Origin of the sequence: Mesorhizobium sp. LCM 4577, from assembly GCF_001854795.2 — a bacterium.
Classification (GTDB): Bacteria; Pseudomonadota; Alphaproteobacteria; order Rhizobiales; family Rhizobiaceae; genus Mesorhizobium; species Mesorhizobium plurifarium.
Genome location: NZ_MDDU01000024.1, coordinates 107,171 through 122,741, shown reverse-complemented (window position 1 = coordinate 122,741; position 15,571 = coordinate 107,171). Strand labels below are relative to the sequence as shown.

Here is a 15,571-nt window from a genome sequence, read left to right as displayed (position 1 = left end):
CAGTGACAGGGAGAGCGCCCTTCGAAGGGCGCACTGAGGAGAAGAAGAATGCGTGTCGGCTGCCCCAAGGAAATCAAGAACCATGAATATCGCGTCGGTCTGACGCCCGGCTCGGTCCGCGAATATGTCGCGCACGGCCACGAAGTGCTGGTCGAGACCGGCGCCGGCGCCGGCATCGGCGCCGACGATAACGCCTATCGCGCCGCCGGCGCCACCATCGCCAAGACGGCCGCGGACGTGTTCGCCAAGTCGGACATGATCGTCAAGGTCAAGGAGCCGCAGCCCAACGAATGGGTTCAGCTGCGCGACGGCCAGATCCTCTACACCTATCTCCATTTGGCTCCCGATCCGGAGCAGACCAAGGGTCTTCTTGGCTCGGGCGTCACCGCGGTTGCTTACGAAACCGTGACCGACGACCGCGGCGGCCTGCCGCTGCTGGCGCCGATGTCGGAAGTCGCCGGCCGCCTGTCGATCCAGGCCGGCGCGACCGCGCTGCAGAAGGCCAATGGCGGCCGCGGCGTGCTGCTCGGCGGCGTGCCCGGCGTGCTGCCCGGCAAGGTCACCGTGCTCGGCGGCGGTGTCGTCGGCCTGCACGCGGCCAAGATGGCGGCCGGCCTCGGCGCCGACGTCACCATCATCGACCGCTCGATCCCGCGCTTGCGTCAGCTCGACGACATCTTCGGBGGCCGCGTGCATACGCGCTATTCGACCGTCGAGGCGCTGGAGGAAGAATGCTTCTCGGCCGACGTCGTCATCGGCGCCGTGCTGATCCCCGGCGCCGCGGCGCCCAAGCTCGTCACCCGCGAAATGCTCTCCGGCATGAAGAAGGGCTCGGTGCTGGTCGACGTCGCGATCGACCAGGGCGGCTGCTTCGAGACCTCGCATGCCACGACGCACGCCGATCCGACCTATGAGGTCGACGGCGTGATCCACTATTGCGTCGCCAACATGCCCGGCGCCGTGCCGGTCACCTCGGCGCATGCGCTCAACAACGCGACGCTGCACTATGGCCTGCAGCTCGCCGACAAGGGCCTCAAGGCGCTGGTCGACGACCACCACCTGCGCAACGGCCTCAATGTCCATAAGGGCAAGATCACCAACCGCGCCGTCGCCGAAGCGCTCGGCTATGAAATGGTCGAGCCTAAGGCGGTCCTTGCGGCCTGACATCCCGGCCGGAACTTCCTCCTGTCGCGCCCGCCGGATCATTCCGGCGGGCTTTTTCTTGCGCGCAAAACCGGCACCGGATCCGGGCAACAAAAAAGCGGAGCAAAAGCCCCGCTTCCTCGATGTTGCGATCTGTCGCCGGTCCATCCGCGGTCGACACATCATCAACAACTGCCTTCTAGCAAAGGAGTACGACGGGAATACGACAGTCCTGAAAGGCTGGTTCCCGGCTTAGAGCCATTGTGCGCCCTTGTGTGAAACGCTTCACATTCGCCCTGCGCGAAGGCCGCCTAGACACGTGTTGTTACTGGCGGCCTGAGCTGCTGTCCGGGTTGGACAAGTCCGGCCTGGACAGCACTCGCCGACAGCTTCTGTCAGACCCTCCAACGGCCCGCCTGACCATCGGCGGGCTTCTTTTTGGGGCCATACGGGTTTGGGCTCAGGCCCGCTCGATGCGGCATTGATAGCAATTGTTCCGCGCCGAGCGGACATGGATGTAGGCGATGTCGTCGCGCTCAAGCAGTGAAGTCGCGCGAGCGGCGATGTCGCCCGTCGGCGTGACCGCGCCGCTGCCATAGACGATGCGATCGTCCTTGCCGTAGCCCCTGACGATATAGTCGCTGCTTTCGAGCATCTCCGGCAGCGCTTTCCCGTCGGCGGCGCGATCGCATTCCTCGGCATGCAGGAAGATCGGGCCGGTTTCGGCATAGGGCTGCGGATCCGGGAACGGCCGGTAGGCAACGATAAGATAGCCGTCACCCTCGGCGACGTTCTTGAGGCAATGCCTGCATGGCACGCCGTCGCCGTCGGAAATCCGGTGCTCCGGGGTGCGCCCATAGGCATCGGGCCCTCCCCGCTGCAAGGCGCGCACGGCTTCGGTTGGCAAGGCTTTGAACTGGATGCTCATGGGCGATCTCCGGTGTCGATGTCCGGAAATTATGGCTCGGCGCCAGCGCTTCCCACCCGATTCCTGACAGGTGGCGCGCACATATGAAAGAGCCCGGCTGCCTTGCGCAACCGGGCCCTCGACGAGCAGCGTTGTCGGTCTGAGCGTTACCGCACGAAATCGTCGAAGCGGCGCAGCGTCACGCGGCGGTTGCGCCAGTTCTCCTGCTGGGTCTGCACAAGCAGGAATTCCTCGCCATAGCCGACGGTGTCCAGCGCGAACGAGGGCACGCCGAACTCGTTTACCAGCGTCCGCTTCAGCGAGGCGGCGCGGCGTTCGGACAGAACCTGGTTCGATTCGAAGGAACCCACGGCGTCGGTGTGGCCCTCGATCAGGATGCGCGCGCCGCGGTCGCGGCGCAGGATGCGATGGAGCGCGTCTGCAATGATTTCGACCTTGCCATATTGCGAAGGGGCAATGGCGGCCGAGCCGAACTCGAAATTGATCGACTGGATGTCGATCGAGCGCGCCATGCGCCGCAGATCCGGCCGGCGCTTGAATTCGCGAATGGTAACGCGTTCATTGGCGCGCAGCTTCTTCCTTGGCGCGGCGTCGAGCTGCCGCTCGATCGTCGCGGCCGAAGGCGTGGTCGCCTGTGCGGATGCCAGGCTCGGCATGGCAATTGCCGCAATCATGGCCACGGCAAATGTACGTCGGGTCAACATGTCTTTGTCTCCTATAAGCTCGGCCTCGTAATGCGGCCGGACAATGGCCAAGACAGTCTGAAGCGGCGATGAACGAAATGTTCAGGCGCGAGGCAATTCCGGGGAACGGCTTTAGCCTCGCATGACGCTGGCCGAGCGCTCGGCGAAGGTCAGCGGACGAACGACCTCCTTCTTCTGCGCCACCGGCGTGAAGCCGAGCTTCTGGTAGAGCGGCAGAGCCGCCGGGTGATCGAGCGTGCAGGTCTGCACGGTGACGCGCCTTGGGCCATGCGCCCAGGCCGCCGAGATCGCGGCGCCAAGGAACCAGCGGCCGATGCCTTGGCCGTGCGCATGTTCCATCATGCCGAAATAGGCGAGCTCCACTTCGTCCGGAAGATGCGGCTTGAGATCGAAGAAACCGGCGGGAGCGCCGTCGAGATAGAGCACGCGGATGTCGCGGTCCTCGCGGTGCAGGCCGGCGGCAAGCTCCTCGTCGCTCAGCCTCAGCACATTGACCCAATGCCATTTGCGCCCGACGCGATCCATCAGATAGCGGTAGAAATGGAGCGGGATATCTTTCGTCTTCAGCAGCGCGATCTGGCGGTTGTAGGGGATYGGCGGCGAGACCGCGGGTGCGGCATGCATCTCCAGGAAGGTGACCGTGACGTCGATATCTTGCGGCGCGCCGTTTTGCATCATTCTTTCCCTGTCACCACCGGCGTGTCGCTGAGACCGCCCCATTCCGTCCACGACCCGTCGTAAAGCCGATTGTCGCTATGGCCGAGCGTCTCCAGCGCCAGCGTGATCGCCGCCGCCGTGATGCCCGAGCCGCAAGACGTGACAACGGGCTTCGAGAGATCGATGCCGGCAGCCTCGATTACCTTGCGCAAGCGGTCCTTGGGCAGCAACTCGCCATTCTCGGCAAGCGCCGTGATCGGGACATTGTGCGCGCCCGGCATGTGGCCCGAACGGACGCCCGGGCGCGGTTCCGGATCGGTTCCGGCGAAACGGCCGGCCGAGCGCGCGTCGGCGATCTGGCTCTCCCGGCCACCGACGATCCTGCGCATTTCGTCGAGGGTAACCACCCGACCCTTGTCGAAATCGGCATGGAAGACACTCGGCGCGATCTTGGTCGGCTCGGAAGTCACCGGCCGCCCCTCGGCCTTCCAGCGGTCAATGCCGCCGTTCAGGATGTAGACCTGGAAGACGCCCATGACGCGGAACATCCACCAGGCGCGGGGCGCCGAGAACAGGCCGGGTCCATCATAGACGACGATGGTGTCGTCGGCCGAAACGCCCATCGCGCCGACATATTGGGCGAAGTGCTGCGGCGAGGCCAGTGTGTGCGGCAGTTTCGAATCCGGATCGGAAACCGCGTCCTGGTCGAGGAAGCGCGCTCCGGGAATGTGGGCGGCATCGTATTCAGCGCGGGCGTCGCGGTTTTGCGCCGGCAGATACCAGGAGGCGTCGATGATGGTGAGGCCGGGCTCGCCAAGCCGCTTCTCCAGCCAATCGGCGTCGACGATGAAAGGACTGTCCTGCGCCATTTTTGTTCTCCCTGGCCCGCCTTCGCGCTTAGAGCAAGATGCCGGAGCGGTTTTCGGGCGACATCATGCTCTACCTCTTTGACCTCGGATGATGTCAGGTCGCTTCAACCCGAAATCATCCGGCGGTCAGCTCGCCGGCATCGGTCCGAAGCGGATGCGGAAGCGGCGGTTCTCGCGGCCTTTCTTCTCGATCTTGCCGATATGTATGTCACCGACCTCGCCGGTCGACCTCACATGCGTGCCGCCGCAGGGCTGGCTGTCGATCGAGCCGTTGTCGCCGATGCAGACCAGGCGGATTTTGCCGGTACCGACCGGCGGACGGACGTTCTTTGATTTAACCAGGCCAGGATTGGCGGCAAGCGCCTCGTCGGTGATCAGCCGGGTGAAGATCGGATGGTCGGCGCGCACCAGCTCCATCAGCCGGGCGGTCACATCCTCCTTGGTGAAGCCGGCGTCGGGAATATCGAAATCGACACGACTGTCGTCCTCGGCGACCGCTGCCCCGGTGATTGGGAAGGGGCACACGACGGTCAGCAGGTGGCAGGCGGAATGCATGCGCATCAGGAGGTGTCGCCGCTCCCAGTCGATTAGAAGCTTCAGCTTTTCGCCGACTGCCGGCAAGGCCTGTTCCGGCGCAGGCACATGGATGATCTCTTCCTTGGTCTCGCCGGTGATGGTGGCGGCGATCGCGATGCGGCCGCCGTCGGCACGCTCGAGCATGCCGGTATCGCCCGGCTGTCCGCCCGACGTGGCGTAGAAGATCGTGCGGTCGAGAAGGATGCCGCCGCGATCGTTGATGGCGACGACCTCGGCCTCGGCCGTCTTCTGGTAGGCGTCGTCGCGAAACAGCGCCTCGGTCCTGTACGCCATCATGCTACCTTTTCGAACGGCACGGAAATGTCGGCTTTTTCTTCCATCCAGCCCGGCACCGGAAGGTTCTTGCCGCGCAGGAACTCCGGATTGAAGAGCTTGGACTGGTAGCGCGTGCCGTAGTCGGCAAGGATCGTCACGATGGTGTGGCCGGGTCCGAGCTCGCGCGCCAGCCGGATGGCGCCGGCAATGTTGATGCCTGTCGAGCCGCCGACGCAGAGCCCCTCTTCCTGGATCAGGTCGAAGATGATGGGCAACGCTTCCTCGTCAGGGATCTGGTAGGAGAAGTCCGGCGTGAAGCCTTCGAGATTGGCAGTGATGCGGCCCTGGCCGATGCCCTCGGTGATCGAGTTGCCGTCGGATTTCAACTCGCCGCTGGTGTAGAAACTGTAGAGCGCGGCGCCCAGCGGATCGGCGAGCGCGATCTTGACGTCCTTGCTCTTGCCCTTGAGCCCGAGAGCGACACCGGCGAGCGTGYCGCCGGAGCCGACGGCCGAGACGAAGCCGTCGATCTTGCCGCCGGTCTGGRCCCAGATTTCCTGGGCGGTCGTGCGGACATGGCCGTCGCGGTTGGCGACATTGTCGAACTGGTTGGCCCAGATCGCGCCGTTGGGTTCGGAGCGCGCCAGTTGCTCGGCAAGGCGGCCCGACAGTTTTATGTAATTGTTGGCGTTCTTGTACGGCACGGCCGGCACTTCGATGAGCTCCGCGCCCAGGATCTTGATCGTGTCCTTCTTTTCCTGGCTCTGCGTGTCGGGGATGACGATCACGGTGCGGTAGCCGAGCGCCTTGGCGACCAGCGTCAGGCCGATGCCGGTGTTGCCGGCGGTGCCTTCGACGATGAGCCCGCCGGGCTTGAGCAGGCCGCGCTGCTCGGCATCGCGAATGATGAACAGGCCGGCGCGATCTTTCACCGATTGTCCCGGATTCATGAATTCGGCCTTGCCGAGAATCTCACAGCCGGTCGCTTCCGAAGCCTTGTTGAGCCGGATCAGGGGCGTGTTGCCGATCGCTTCGATCACAGAACGGGGCATGTGGGATTCCTTCATGTGTGCGGCGAGACCCTAAAAACCGGACGCCGCGGTTTCAAGGCAAGATTTTGCCTGGTCCAGTCGCATTCCGGATGGTGCAATGCTCGCGATCATTTCAACGCCAGGTGCAAAACCGCTCTTTTCAACCGATTTCTCCGCCGCTAGAGCAAACCGGAACATTCGCGGGACATCCCATGGCACTCTACCGGGCCAATCCGAAAGACGGTGTCGCCTGGATCACGGGCGGCAGCAGCGGGCTTGGCCGGGCATTGGCCAAGGATCTCGCCAATCAAGGCTATGCCGTCGCGGTGACGTCGCTGCCGCAGGATCCGGCCGACACGCTGATCGTCGAAACGGCGCAAATGTCCGGACATGTGAGGTCCTTTCCCTGCGACGTGACCGACGAGCACGGCATGGCGCGCACGGCCGCCGCGATCGAAGAACAGATGGGGCCGATCGTGCTTGCCGTCTTCAACGCCGGCAACTACATCGCCACCCCCGGCGAGAATCTGGTGGTGCGCGATTTCCATCGCTCCTTCGCCGTGAATTATTTCGGCATCGTCAACGGCGTGGTGCCTGTCGTCGAGCATATGCGCGTGCGCGGACGCGGCCATGTCGTTCTGGTCGGATCGGTCACCGCCTATTCCGGCTGGCCGACAACGGCGGCCTATGGCGGCACCAAGGCCGCGATCAACATCCTGGCGGAGTCGCTGAAGTACGACTTCGACAAGATGAACATCCGCGTCCAGGTCATCAATCCGGGATTCGTCGACACGCCGCTAACCGAGAAGAACAAGCTGCCGATGCCGGGACTCATGCCTGTGCACCGCGCGTCGCGCCGCATGGCGCGCGGCATCAGGAAGGGCGGCTTCGAAGTCACCTTCCCGTATCACATAAGCTGGCCGTTGAAGCTGCTCGGCCTGCTGCCGCGGCCGATCGGCCGCTTCGTCATCGGCCTCACCACCCACTGGTGGGGGCGGCCGTTGCATTTCGATCGCAGGCCGGCGGGCGAAAAAGACCCATCCCGCGACAGGGCACCATAAGCCGGCGCAACGGCGATTGCCTGCCGGCGGGTACGGCCATAGGTTGAGAATCATTGCTTGGAGACTGGAATGGGGCGGCGGATCGTGCTGGCGGTGCTTGGCCTTGCAGTCATCCTGGTCGCTGGCTTCTTCCTTGGCCCGCGCGTGCCGGTCGATACCACAATCCGTTTCGATCCATCGGTGATCGGCGATGATCCGCAGGCCTATCTGGCGCGTGAGGAGGCAGCCGTGCCCAACATCCGCGACGGGCTCGACAAGGAGATCATCTGGGCGAACCCGATGGTCCACGCCAAGACACCTTTGGCCATCGTCTACATCCATGGCTTTTCCGCCTCGAAGGGCGAGGTTCGCCCCTTGCCGGACGATATCGCGGACGAATTGAACGCCAATCTCTTCTACACGCGCCTGACCGGTCACGGCCAGGACGGCGCATTGATGGCGCAAGGCAGCGTCAACGCGTGGATCAACGACTATGAGGAGGCCTTGGCCATCGGCCGCGCCATCGGCGACAAGGTGATCGTCATCGGGACCTCGACCGGCGGCTCGCTGGCGGCATGGGCCGCAACACAGCCGGGCGCTTCGGACGGTGTCGCGGCCATAGCGTTCATATCGCCGAATTTCGGTGTCAAGGCCTCCGGCGCCGAGGTGCTGACCATGCCCTGGGGCAGGCAGATCGCAGAACTTGTCGGCGGTAAGGAGCGCAGCTTCCCGGCGCGCAACGCGCTGCACGAGAAATTCTGGACCACCAGATATCCCATGAAGGCGGTGCTGCCGATGGCGGCACTCACCAACCTCGCCTATGGCGCGCCGGTCGAGAAGGCAACGATCCCCGCCCTGTTCATCTTCTCGGATTCCGACAAGGTGGTGCGGCCGGATCGCACGCGCGAGATTGCCGGGCGCTGGGGCGCTCCGCACGAGCTGGTTCCGGTCGACGACACCGGAGATCCGGACAATCACGTCATCGCCGGCGATGCGCTGTCGCCGCAGACCACGGCTTTCCTCACCCAGCGTATCGTCGTGTGGGTGAAGGCGCTGATGCAGCAGCAAGCAGGCCAGTGAAACGAAAACGGCCGGAGCGATGCTCCGGCCGTTCCTCGATCGGATTTGATGAGCTCAAGCAGCCCGGTTCGCCGGGCGTTTGCCGCCGAAGCGGCGCTTGTTATTGCCCTTGAAGCGTTTGAAGCCGTCGGGCTTGTGCTGGCCATTCGGCTGGGCGGCCGCCGGGCGTTCGCCCTGCGGCTTCGGTCCGCGCTCGCCATTGGGCTTGCCGGCGAAGCGCTGCTTGCCGCCGCCGTTGCCGGGCCGGCGACCGTCGCGACGGGGGCCATGGTACTCCCGGTCGTTGGCCGGCTCGAAATGGCGCTCGGCCTTTTCCCTGGGATCGCGCTGCGGATCCGGGCTGCCGAGATGATCGGCGACGACCGGCAGCTTCATGCGGATGATGCGCTCGACCTGCCGCAGCTTGGCATTCTCCGAAGGATCGCAAAGCGTGATCGCGATGCCGTCCCTGCCGTTGCGGCCGGTGCGGCCGATGCGGTGGACATAGCTTTCCGCTTCGTCCGGCAGGTCGAAATTCACGACATGGCTGATGCCGGGCACGTCGATGCCGCGCGCGGCGATATCGGTGGCAACCAGGATGCGAACCGAGCCCTCGCGGAAATCGTTGAGCGCCTTCTGGCGAGCGTTCTGCGACTTGTTGCCGTGGATGACGGCGGCTTCGAAACCGTCGCGTACAAGATCCTTGGTGACGCGGTCGGCGCCGTGCTTGGTGCGTGAGAACACGATCACCGTGCGCATCGCCTCGTCGGCCAGCATCTTTGACAGCACCTGGCGCTTCTGTTTGGTGCGGGCAAGCACCACGCTCTGCACGATCTCGGCCGCCGTCGTGCTCTGCGGCGAGACCTCGATGCGGACCGGATCCTTCAACAGGCCCTTGGCCAATTCGGCGATCTCGTTCGGCATGGTGGCCGAGAACAGCGCCGTCTGGCGGTCCGGCGCGGTCGCCTTGGCGATGCGCTTGACGTCGTTGATGAAGCCCATGTCCAGCATGCGGTCGCCCTCGTCAAGGACGAGCCATTTGGTGTCGGCAAGGATCAGATCACCCTCACGCACCAGATCGGTCAGCCGTCCGGGCGTGGCGATCAGGATATCGACGCCGGGCGCGATCTTCTTCACCTGGCTGAAGCGCGAGACGCCGCCGAGCACGAGCGCGGTCGAGATATGCGCGCCCTTGGCGAGGAGCTTGATCGTGTCCTCGATCTGAACGGCGAGCTCGCGGGTCGGCGCCAGGATCAGCGCGCGCGCCGTCTTCGGCCGTCGCTTGGTGCCGAGGCCGATGATCTTCGACAGGATCGGCAGCGCGAAGGCAGCCGTCTTGCCCGAACCGGTCTGGGCGATGCCGAAAATGTCGCGGCCTTCGAGTTGCGGCGGGATCGCCTGCACCTGGATCGGCTTCGGCTCGGTGAAGCCCGCGGCAAGCGTGGCCTTCAGCAGCGCACCGCCGATGCCAAGGGCTGAGAAACCGGAGAGTTCCCCGGCGTCGTTGCTGGGGATAGTGTTTTCGTTGGTCAAAATTATCTTCTTTCAGGCGGCGCAATCGCCGCAAACGTCGAATGGCGGCAGGGCGCAACCTGCCGTCGAAACAATCATCGGGAAACGACAAGGCGGCGGACGGGAAACGTCCGCGCGGCTGCGCTGTCGTGCCCGCGGGCTTCATGCCCCGGGGCTTTTTCGCCGTCTTACCGATCGGCCGGGGCCGACTTGAAAGAGGGAAAACAGACGCAACCAGTCTCATTCGTGGAGAAAGCCGGACAAGCCGGCCCAAGCGCCTATGCCGCCGCATATGGCCGAGTCCGCGCCGAAATGCAAGGGGTCATGTTGCAATGCAGCAAAACGAGGGCGCTTGCGCTCCCCTGCCCTCGCCATTACCACAACTGACTTATCCGTTTTGGGGACCAGCGATGAAAGACGTGCTGAAGGAACTCGAGCGCCGCCGCGAGATTGCCCGCATGGGCGGCGGCAGGGACCGCATCGAGGCGCAGCACAAGAAGGGCAAGCTCACCGCCCGCGAGCGTATCGAGGTCTTCCTCGACGAGGGTTCGTTCGAGGAGTTCGACATGTATGTCGAGCACCGCTCGACCGATTTCGGCATGGAGAAGACCAAGATCGCCGGCGACGGCGTCGTCACCGGCTGGGGTACCGTCAACGGCCGCCCGGTCTATATCTTCGCCAAGGATTTCACCGTGTTCGGCGGCTCGCTGTCGGAGGCGCATGCCGAGAAGGTCATCAAGGTCCAGGAAATGGCGCTGCGCAACCGCGCGCCGATCATCGGCCTCTACGATGCCGGCGGCGCGCGTATCCAGGAAGGCGTGGCCGCGCTCGGCGGCTATGCCGAGATCTTCCAGCGCAACGTGCTCGCCTCCGGCGTCATCCCGCAGATCTCGCTGATCATGGGCCCCTGCGCCGGCGGCGACGTCTACTCGCCCGCCATGACCGATTTCATCTTCATGGTTCGCGACACCTCCTACATGTTCGTCACCGGGCCGGACGTGGTGAAAACGGTGACCAACGAGACGGTGACCGCCGAAAGCCTGGGCGGCGCTTCCGTGCACACCACCAAATCCTCCATCGCCGACGGCGCCTACGACAACGACGTCGAGGCGCTGCTGCAAATGCGCCGGCTGGTCGATTTTCTGCCGGCATCCAACACGGCCGAGATTCCCGAGATCGAATGCTATCAGTCGGTCACGGATCACGACCCGTCGCTCGACCGGTTGATCCCCGACAATGCCAACAAGCCTTATGACATCAAGGAACTGATCCTGAAGGTCGCTGACGAAGGCGATTTCTTCGAGATCCAGCAGAGCTTTGCCAAGAACATCGTCACCGGCTTCGGCCGCGTCGAGGGCCGCACAGTTGGTTTTGTCGCCAACCAGCCGATGGTGCTGGCCGGCGTGCTCGATTCCGACGCCAGCCGCAAGGCGGCGCGCTTCGTGCGCTTCTGCGACTGTTTCTCGATTCCGATCGTCACCTTCGTCGATGTGCCGGGCTTCCTGCCCGGCACCGCGCAGGAATATGGCGGGCTGATCAAGCATGGCGCCAAGCTGCTCTTCGCCTATGCCGAGGCGACCGTGCCGAAGATCACCGTCATCACCCGCAAGGCCTATGGCGGCGCCTATGACGTGATGGCTTCGAAGCATTTGCGCGGCGACATGAACTATGCCTGGCCGACGGCGCAGATCGCGGTGATGGGCGCCAGGGGCGCGGTCGAGATCATCTACCGCAAAGATATCGGCGATCCGGAGAAAATCGCCGCTCATACAAAAACTTACGAGGATCGCTTCCTGTCGCCCTTCGTCGCCGCCGAGCGCGGCTATGTCGACGAGGTGATCATGCCGCATTCGACCCGGCGCCGTGTCGCCAGGGCGCTGCGCATGCTGCGCAACAAGGACATGCAGAACCCCTGGAAGAAGCACGACAACATCCCCTTGTGAGCAGGCCTCCATCTGCCGAAGGACGACAACCGCTAACATGAGCGCGGAGACGAAATGCGAATAACGCTTGCGGCCCAAGGCCTTATTCCGTGCAAGGGCTATGGCGGCATCCAGCGGCAGGTCGAATGGCTGGCCACGGAAATGGTCAAGATGGGGCATCAGGTGACCTTGATCGCCGGCCCGGGATCGTCGCATCCGATGTGCGAGGTCCGCCACGCGGTGACCAATGACGAGTGCCGCGCGGCTGTGCCCAAGGATACCGACATCGTCCATCTCCACGCCTGGAAGGTCGAAGTTCCGTTTCCGACGCTCAACACCGAGCGCGGCCATCTGCCGGATTACCCGAGGCCGCAGCCGAACTGGAGCTTCATCAGCGCCCGCCATGCCGAGCTGCATGGCCGCAAGACCTTCGTCTACAACGGCTTTCCGCTGGATGCCTATCGCCTGGCGCCGTCGAAGAACGACCATCTGTTTTTCATGGCGGCCATCGCGCGGGCCGGAAAGGGCCTCAACCGGGCGGTGGACCTGGCGAAAAAGTATGATTTCAAGCTCGATATCGCCGGCGGCTCGCGCTGGAAGCTGCTCGGCCGCAGCAAGACGCGCCGCGAGGGCGTGTTCTTCAAGAGCCTGTCGTCGCGCTTCCGCTACCACGGCATGGTCGACGGCGAGCCGAAGGTGCGCCTGCTGGGTGAGACCAAGGCCTTTCTGAACCCGATTTCCTGGGAAGAGCCTTTTGGCAATGCGCCGGTCGAATCCATGCTGTGCGGCACGCCGGTCTTGACCACGGCGCGCGGCGCGCTGCCCGAAACCGTCGATGCCGATACCGGCCGCTTCTTCGACACGGATGAGGAGTTCGCGCGCGGTTTCGGTGAAATCGCCGGTTTGCCGGCGCAAAGATGCCGCGAATCCGCGGCAGACCGGTTTCCGATCCAGAAAACCGCCAAAGCCTATCTGGAGCTCTACCGCCGCATTCTTGATGGCGAAGCGCTTCCGTGAGACATCACGCAGGCATCCCCTGTCGGCGGTGGCCGTTCCCGATCGAAAAGGTTTCGCGCATTGCGCCCCATCCTGGTTTTCTGCCTGCCGGCGATCGGTGATTTCATCCGCTGCCATTCGGCTATCCGGATCATCGCCGAGAGATTCCCCGGCCAGCAGATCGATATCGTCACATCGAGGATCGCCGCTCCGCTGGCGCGACTGATGCCGCATGTCCGCAAGGTGTGGATAGCCGAGAAGCACTGGAAGCCTGGGCTGAAAGAGCGGGCTGGCCTGGCGCGCGAAATCCGCAAGGAGAATTACCAGGTGGCCTATATGCTCACCAGCAGCACCAAGGCTTGCCTGGTGCCGTGGCTGGCCGGAATACCGGAGCGCATCGGCTATCCGCGCGAGTTCCAGTTCGGCGTCGTCAACCGACTGCCCGCCGGTTGGCTGAAATCGATGGTGGCCTTCGGTCCGCGCAAGACACGGCTGGCGGAGCAGGTTTGCGCAATCGCGCGCCTCGGCAAAAGGCCGGCCGAAGACGCACCGCTGCCGGCTCCGCAACTGGTCGTTTCCGCCGAGGCGCTTGCCGCTTGGCGCCGGCGCAACGGGATCGACCCGGCCAGGCCGGTGATTGCCCTCTATACGTCCGATTTCGCCAACAAGCGCTCATGGCCGATGGAGCGCTTCGTCTCGGTCGCGCGCGACTATGCCGCCCGCGGCTGGTCGGTCTGGCTGATCGGCGGACCGCGCGAGCGGCAGGCCGCGGCCGAAATCAAGGCTCAATTGCCCGACGCGGTCGATTTCACCGCGACGCCCGATATTGCGGAGGCCATGTGCCAGATCGCAGCCTCGACCGTATTCCTCGGCGTCGATGGCGGCCTCTCCCATGCCGCCGGGGCGTTGGGCGGTCCGTGCGTGCTCATCTACGGCTCGAACCGAGCCTATGTGCACGGTCCGGTCAACGAACAGGTGATCTTTCTCGAACCGCCGATTTCGACTCCGGGCTGGGTGGAGAACACGCGCGCCGTCAGCGAAGACAGGGTTCGCGAGGCGCTGGCGGCAGCGGTCCGAAAACACGCGCCGCAATTCGCCTGATCTATTCCTCGGCTGCAGTGCCCGCAGCGGTTCATCGAACCGTATTCTGCGTCAGTTCGCGAAGTACCGGCACGATCGCCAGAGGCAGGTCTTCCGCGATCAAACCCGGGCCGAAACGGCTGCCGGCCTCGGCATGGATCCAGACTCCTGCACAAGCCGCTTCGAAGGCCGGCATGCCTTGCGCGARCAAGCCCGCGACGATGCCCGCCAGCACGTCGCCGGAACCGGCGGTGGCAAGCCAGGGAGCGCCATTGCCGTTGATTGCGGCGCGGCCGTCCGGCGCGGCGATCACGCTGTCGGCGCCCTTGTAGACAAGCACGGCGTTGGCGCGCCGCGCTGCTTCGCGCGCCTTCGCCAGCTTCGACAACGCCTTGTCGGCGGCAATGTCCGCAAACAACCTGCCGAACTCGCCCTCATGCGGCGTCATGATCAACGCGGGCGCGTCCGGTCTGCCTGCTGCCTCGAACAGTGTCGAGGCCGTATCGCGGAAAGACGTGATGCCGTCGGCGTCGAGCACGAGGCCCTCGACGCCACCGTCTTGGCGGTTTTTGGCGAGCACGGCGAGCGTGAAATCGCGCGCCTTGTCGCCGATGCCGAAGCCTGGGCCAAGGATGAAGGCGGACGGCCGGCGATCGCCGATAAGGTCATGCACGTCCTCGACCGCGTCGACCTTGCGCAGCATGATGGAGGTCAGATGCGCCGCATTGACCTGCATGGCGTTTGCCGGCGAGAGCACGGTGACGGCCCCTGCCCCGCTTCTTGCGGCCGCGAGCGCTGAAAGGCGCGCCGCGCCCGTCGCGGATGGTCCGCCCGAAAAGACGCTCGTGTGGCCGCGCTTGTATTTATGCGCGTCGACGGCCGGCGCGGGAAAGTTCGCTATCCAGAGCCCGGGCCCGTTCTCGAACGCCCGCGGCGCGACCGCGTCGATGATCTCGTCGCGAATGCCGATATCGGCTAACACGATCTCGCCGCATCGCTCTCGGCCAGGCAGAAGCAGATGCCCAGGCTTCTTTCGCGCGAAAGTCACAGTCAGGACCGCGCGAAACGCCGAGCCGAGGACTTCGCCGCTTTCGCCGGAAACGCCTGAAGGCAGGTCGACCGCGACAACCGGCAGGTTCATTCCCGTGACAATGTCGACCGCGCCCTTGGCGTCGCCGGATACCGGCTTCGACAAGCCTGCGCCATAGATCGCGTCGACGACCAGCGAGCCGGCTTGCGCGGTAAAGGCCGAAAGCGGGCGCCGTTCCAAGGCGCAGTCGGCCGCCGCAAGCGCGGCATCGCTGCCTGCCCGCGGTTTGCCCGATGTCCACAGGGCTACATCGACGCCAGCCTCGGCCAGCAGCCGCGCCACGACATAGCCGTCGCCGCCATTGTTGCCGGGGCCGCACAGCACGTGCACGTTTTTCGCCGCAGGATAGCGCTTAAGCACCACCGCAGCGACCGCCTCGCCCGCACGTTGCATTAAGCGATAGCCGTCGAACGGCCCGGCCGCGATTGTCAGCCGGTCGGYCTCGGCCATTTCGGCCGGCGATAGAAGCTCGTTGCGCATGGGATTGCCGATTTCCATGCGATCAAGCATTGTCCAGTTTTCAGTTCGAAGCAAACCAGCGTGACGCGGCATTTGTTGCACGTGTGGTCGCATCCGGGAGGGGCTGCCTGAAAATTGCGCTGTCTGCCCGTTTTTTGCGCAGACGTGAGGAGGGGCGATGTATAGGGTTTGGGCGTCCATGACGCATCCGATGCAGCGGATGACGCGA

At 64.5% G+C, this 15,571-nt stretch carries 14 protein-coding genes; 6 read left to right on the top strand and 8 right to left on the bottom strand.

The window, feature by feature from the left end:
* Nucleotides 1–48: 48 nt before the first annotated feature.
* Nucleotides 49–1,164 (top strand): alanine dehydrogenase, encoded by a 1,116-nt coding sequence (gene ald, locus LCM4577_RS22220; protein WP_040982961.1) that lies wholly within the window; start codon nucleotides 49–51, stop codon nucleotides 1,162–1,164.
* Nucleotides 1,165–1,603: 439 nt separating this feature from the next.
* Here the strand turns inward: ald and LCM4577_RS22215 are convergent, their stop codons facing one another.
* From LCM4577_RS22215 to LCM4577_RS22190, 6 genes are all read right to left on the bottom strand, one after another.
* Nucleotides 1,604–2,071 carry a DUF1203 domain-containing protein gene (locus LCM4577_RS22215; RefSeq protein ID WP_071030045.1) on the bottom strand — a complete coding sequence of 156 codons (468 nt, stop codon included), beginning with the start codon at nucleotides 2,069–2,071 and terminating at the stop codon, nucleotides 1,604–1,606.
* Between the two features lie 146 nt (nucleotides 2,072–2,217).
* Complete coding sequence (locus tag LCM4577_RS22210) at nucleotides 2,218–2,775, bottom strand: OmpA family protein (RefSeq protein WP_071073442.1); 558 nt, start codon at nucleotides 2,773–2,775, stop codon at nucleotides 2,218–2,220.
* A gap of 111 nt (nucleotides 2,776–2,886) precedes the next feature.
* The gene (locus tag LCM4577_RS22205) at nucleotides 2,887–3,450 is read right to left on the bottom strand and encodes a GNAT family N-acetyltransferase (protein ID WP_041006755.1); all 564 of its coding nucleotides are present in this window, start codon (nucleotides 3,448–3,450) and stop codon (nucleotides 2,887–2,889) included.
* Nucleotides 3,450–4,301 carry a 3-mercaptopyruvate sulfurtransferase gene (gene sseA, locus LCM4577_RS22200; RefSeq protein WP_071073440.1) on the bottom strand — a complete coding sequence of 284 codons (852 nt, stop codon included), beginning with the start codon at nucleotides 4,299–4,301 and terminating at the stop codon, nucleotides 3,450–3,452. The genes LCM4577_RS22205 and sseA overlap by 1 nt, the downstream gene beginning before the upstream one ends.
* A 126-nt stretch (nucleotides 4,302–4,427) precedes the next feature.
* Nucleotides 4,428–5,171: an alanyl-tRNA editing protein gene (locus tag LCM4577_RS22195; RefSeq protein WP_071073756.1), complete on the bottom strand. Its 744-nt coding sequence runs from the start codon at nucleotides 5,169–5,171 to the stop codon at nucleotides 4,428–4,430.
* Nucleotides 5,171–6,205 carry a cysteine synthase A gene (locus tag LCM4577_RS22190; protein WP_071073753.1) on the bottom strand — a complete coding sequence of 345 codons (1,035 nt, stop codon included), beginning with the start codon at nucleotides 6,203–6,205 and terminating at the stop codon, nucleotides 5,171–5,173. The genes LCM4577_RS22195 and LCM4577_RS22190 overlap by 1 nt, the downstream gene beginning before the upstream one ends.
* Nucleotides 6,206–6,396: 191 nt before the next feature.
* Between LCM4577_RS22190 and LCM4577_RS22185 the strand changes: the two genes are divergently transcribed.
* Entirely contained in the window at nucleotides 6,397–7,245 is an 849-nt protein-coding gene (locus LCM4577_RS22185) for an SDR family oxidoreductase (protein WP_071030048.1), read from the top strand.
* A gap of 69 nt (nucleotides 7,246–7,314) precedes the next feature.
* Nucleotides 7,315–8,304, top strand: a complete 990-nt coding sequence (locus tag LCM4577_RS22180) for a carboxylesterase (protein ID WP_071073438.1) — start codon at nucleotides 7,315–7,317, stop codon at nucleotides 8,302–8,304.
* A gap of 54 nt (nucleotides 8,305–8,358) precedes the next feature.
* Here the strand turns inward: LCM4577_RS22180 and LCM4577_RS22175 are convergent, their stop codons facing one another.
* Nucleotides 8,359–9,816 (bottom strand): DEAD/DEAH box helicase, encoded by a 1,458-nt coding sequence (locus LCM4577_RS22175; RefSeq protein WP_071073436.1) that lies wholly within the window; start codon nucleotides 9,814–9,816, stop codon nucleotides 8,359–8,361.
* A 389-nt stretch (nucleotides 9,817–10,205) separates the two neighbouring features.
* On the opposite strand from LCM4577_RS22175, the gene LCM4577_RS22170 reads away from it, so the two are divergent.
* From LCM4577_RS22170 to waaF, 3 genes are read left to right on the top strand one after another with little or no spacing between them, the layout of a single operon-like run.
* Nucleotides 10,206–11,738: an acyl-CoA carboxylase subunit beta gene (locus LCM4577_RS22170; protein ID WP_071073434.1), complete on the top strand. Its 1,533-nt coding sequence runs from the start codon at nucleotides 10,206–10,208 to the stop codon at nucleotides 11,736–11,738.
* A gap of 54 nt (nucleotides 11,739–11,792) precedes the next feature.
* Nucleotides 11,793–12,734, top strand: coding sequence for a glycosyltransferase (locus LCM4577_RS22165; RefSeq protein WP_071073431.1), 942 nt, complete (start codon nucleotides 11,793–11,795; stop codon nucleotides 12,732–12,734).
* Nucleotides 12,735–12,794: 60 nt separating this feature from the next.
* On the top strand, nucleotides 12,795–13,814 hold the full coding sequence (gene waaF, locus LCM4577_RS22160) for a lipopolysaccharide heptosyltransferase II (protein WP_071030058.1): 1,020 nt from the start codon (nucleotides 12,795–12,797) through the stop codon (nucleotides 13,812–13,814).
* Between the two features lie 31 nt (nucleotides 13,815–13,845).
* On the opposite strand, the gene LCM4577_RS22155 is transcribed toward waaF, so the two are convergent.
* Nucleotides 13,846–15,363, bottom strand: coding sequence for a bifunctional ADP-dependent NAD(P)H-hydrate dehydratase/NAD(P)H-hydrate epimerase (locus LCM4577_RS22155; RefSeq protein ID WP_071073751.1), 1,518 nt, complete (start codon nucleotides 15,361–15,363; stop codon nucleotides 13,846–13,848).
* Nucleotides 15,364–15,571: the final 208 nt, after the last annotated feature.

What these genes read in the sequence shown, in the direction of transcription:
- LCM4577_RS22215 (WP_071030045.1), bottom strand. Translation starts at nt 2,071, where the DNA reads ATGAGCATCCAGTTCAAAGCCTTGCCAACCGAAGCCGTGCGCGCCTTG.
- LCM4577_RS22210 (WP_071073442.1), bottom strand. Translation starts at nt 2,775, where the DNA reads ATGTTGACCCGACGTACATTTGCCGTGGCCATGATTGCGGCAATTGCC.
- sseA (WP_071073440.1), bottom strand. Translation starts at nt 4,301, where the DNA reads ATGGCGCAGGACAGTCCTTTCATCGTCGACGCCGATTGGCTGGAGAAG.
- LCM4577_RS22195 (WP_071073756.1), bottom strand. Translation starts at nt 5,171, where the DNA reads ATGGCGTACAGGACCGAGGCGCTGTTTCGCGACGACGCCTACCAGAAG.
- LCM4577_RS22185 (WP_071030048.1), top strand. Translation starts at nt 6,397, where the DNA reads ATGGCACTCTACCGGGCCAATCCGAAAGACGGTGTCGCCTGGATCACG.
- LCM4577_RS22180 (WP_071073438.1), top strand. Translation starts at nt 7,315, where the DNA reads ATGGGGCGGCGGATCGTGCTGGCGGTGCTTGGCCTTGCAGTCATCCTG.
- LCM4577_RS22170 (WP_071073434.1), top strand. Translation starts at nt 10,206, where the DNA reads ATGAAAGACGTGCTGAAGGAACTCGAGCGCCGCCGCGAGATTGCCCGC.
- LCM4577_RS22165 (WP_071073431.1), top strand. Translation starts at nt 11,793, where the DNA reads ATGCGAATAACGCTTGCGGCCCAAGGCCTTATTCCGTGCAAGGGCTAT.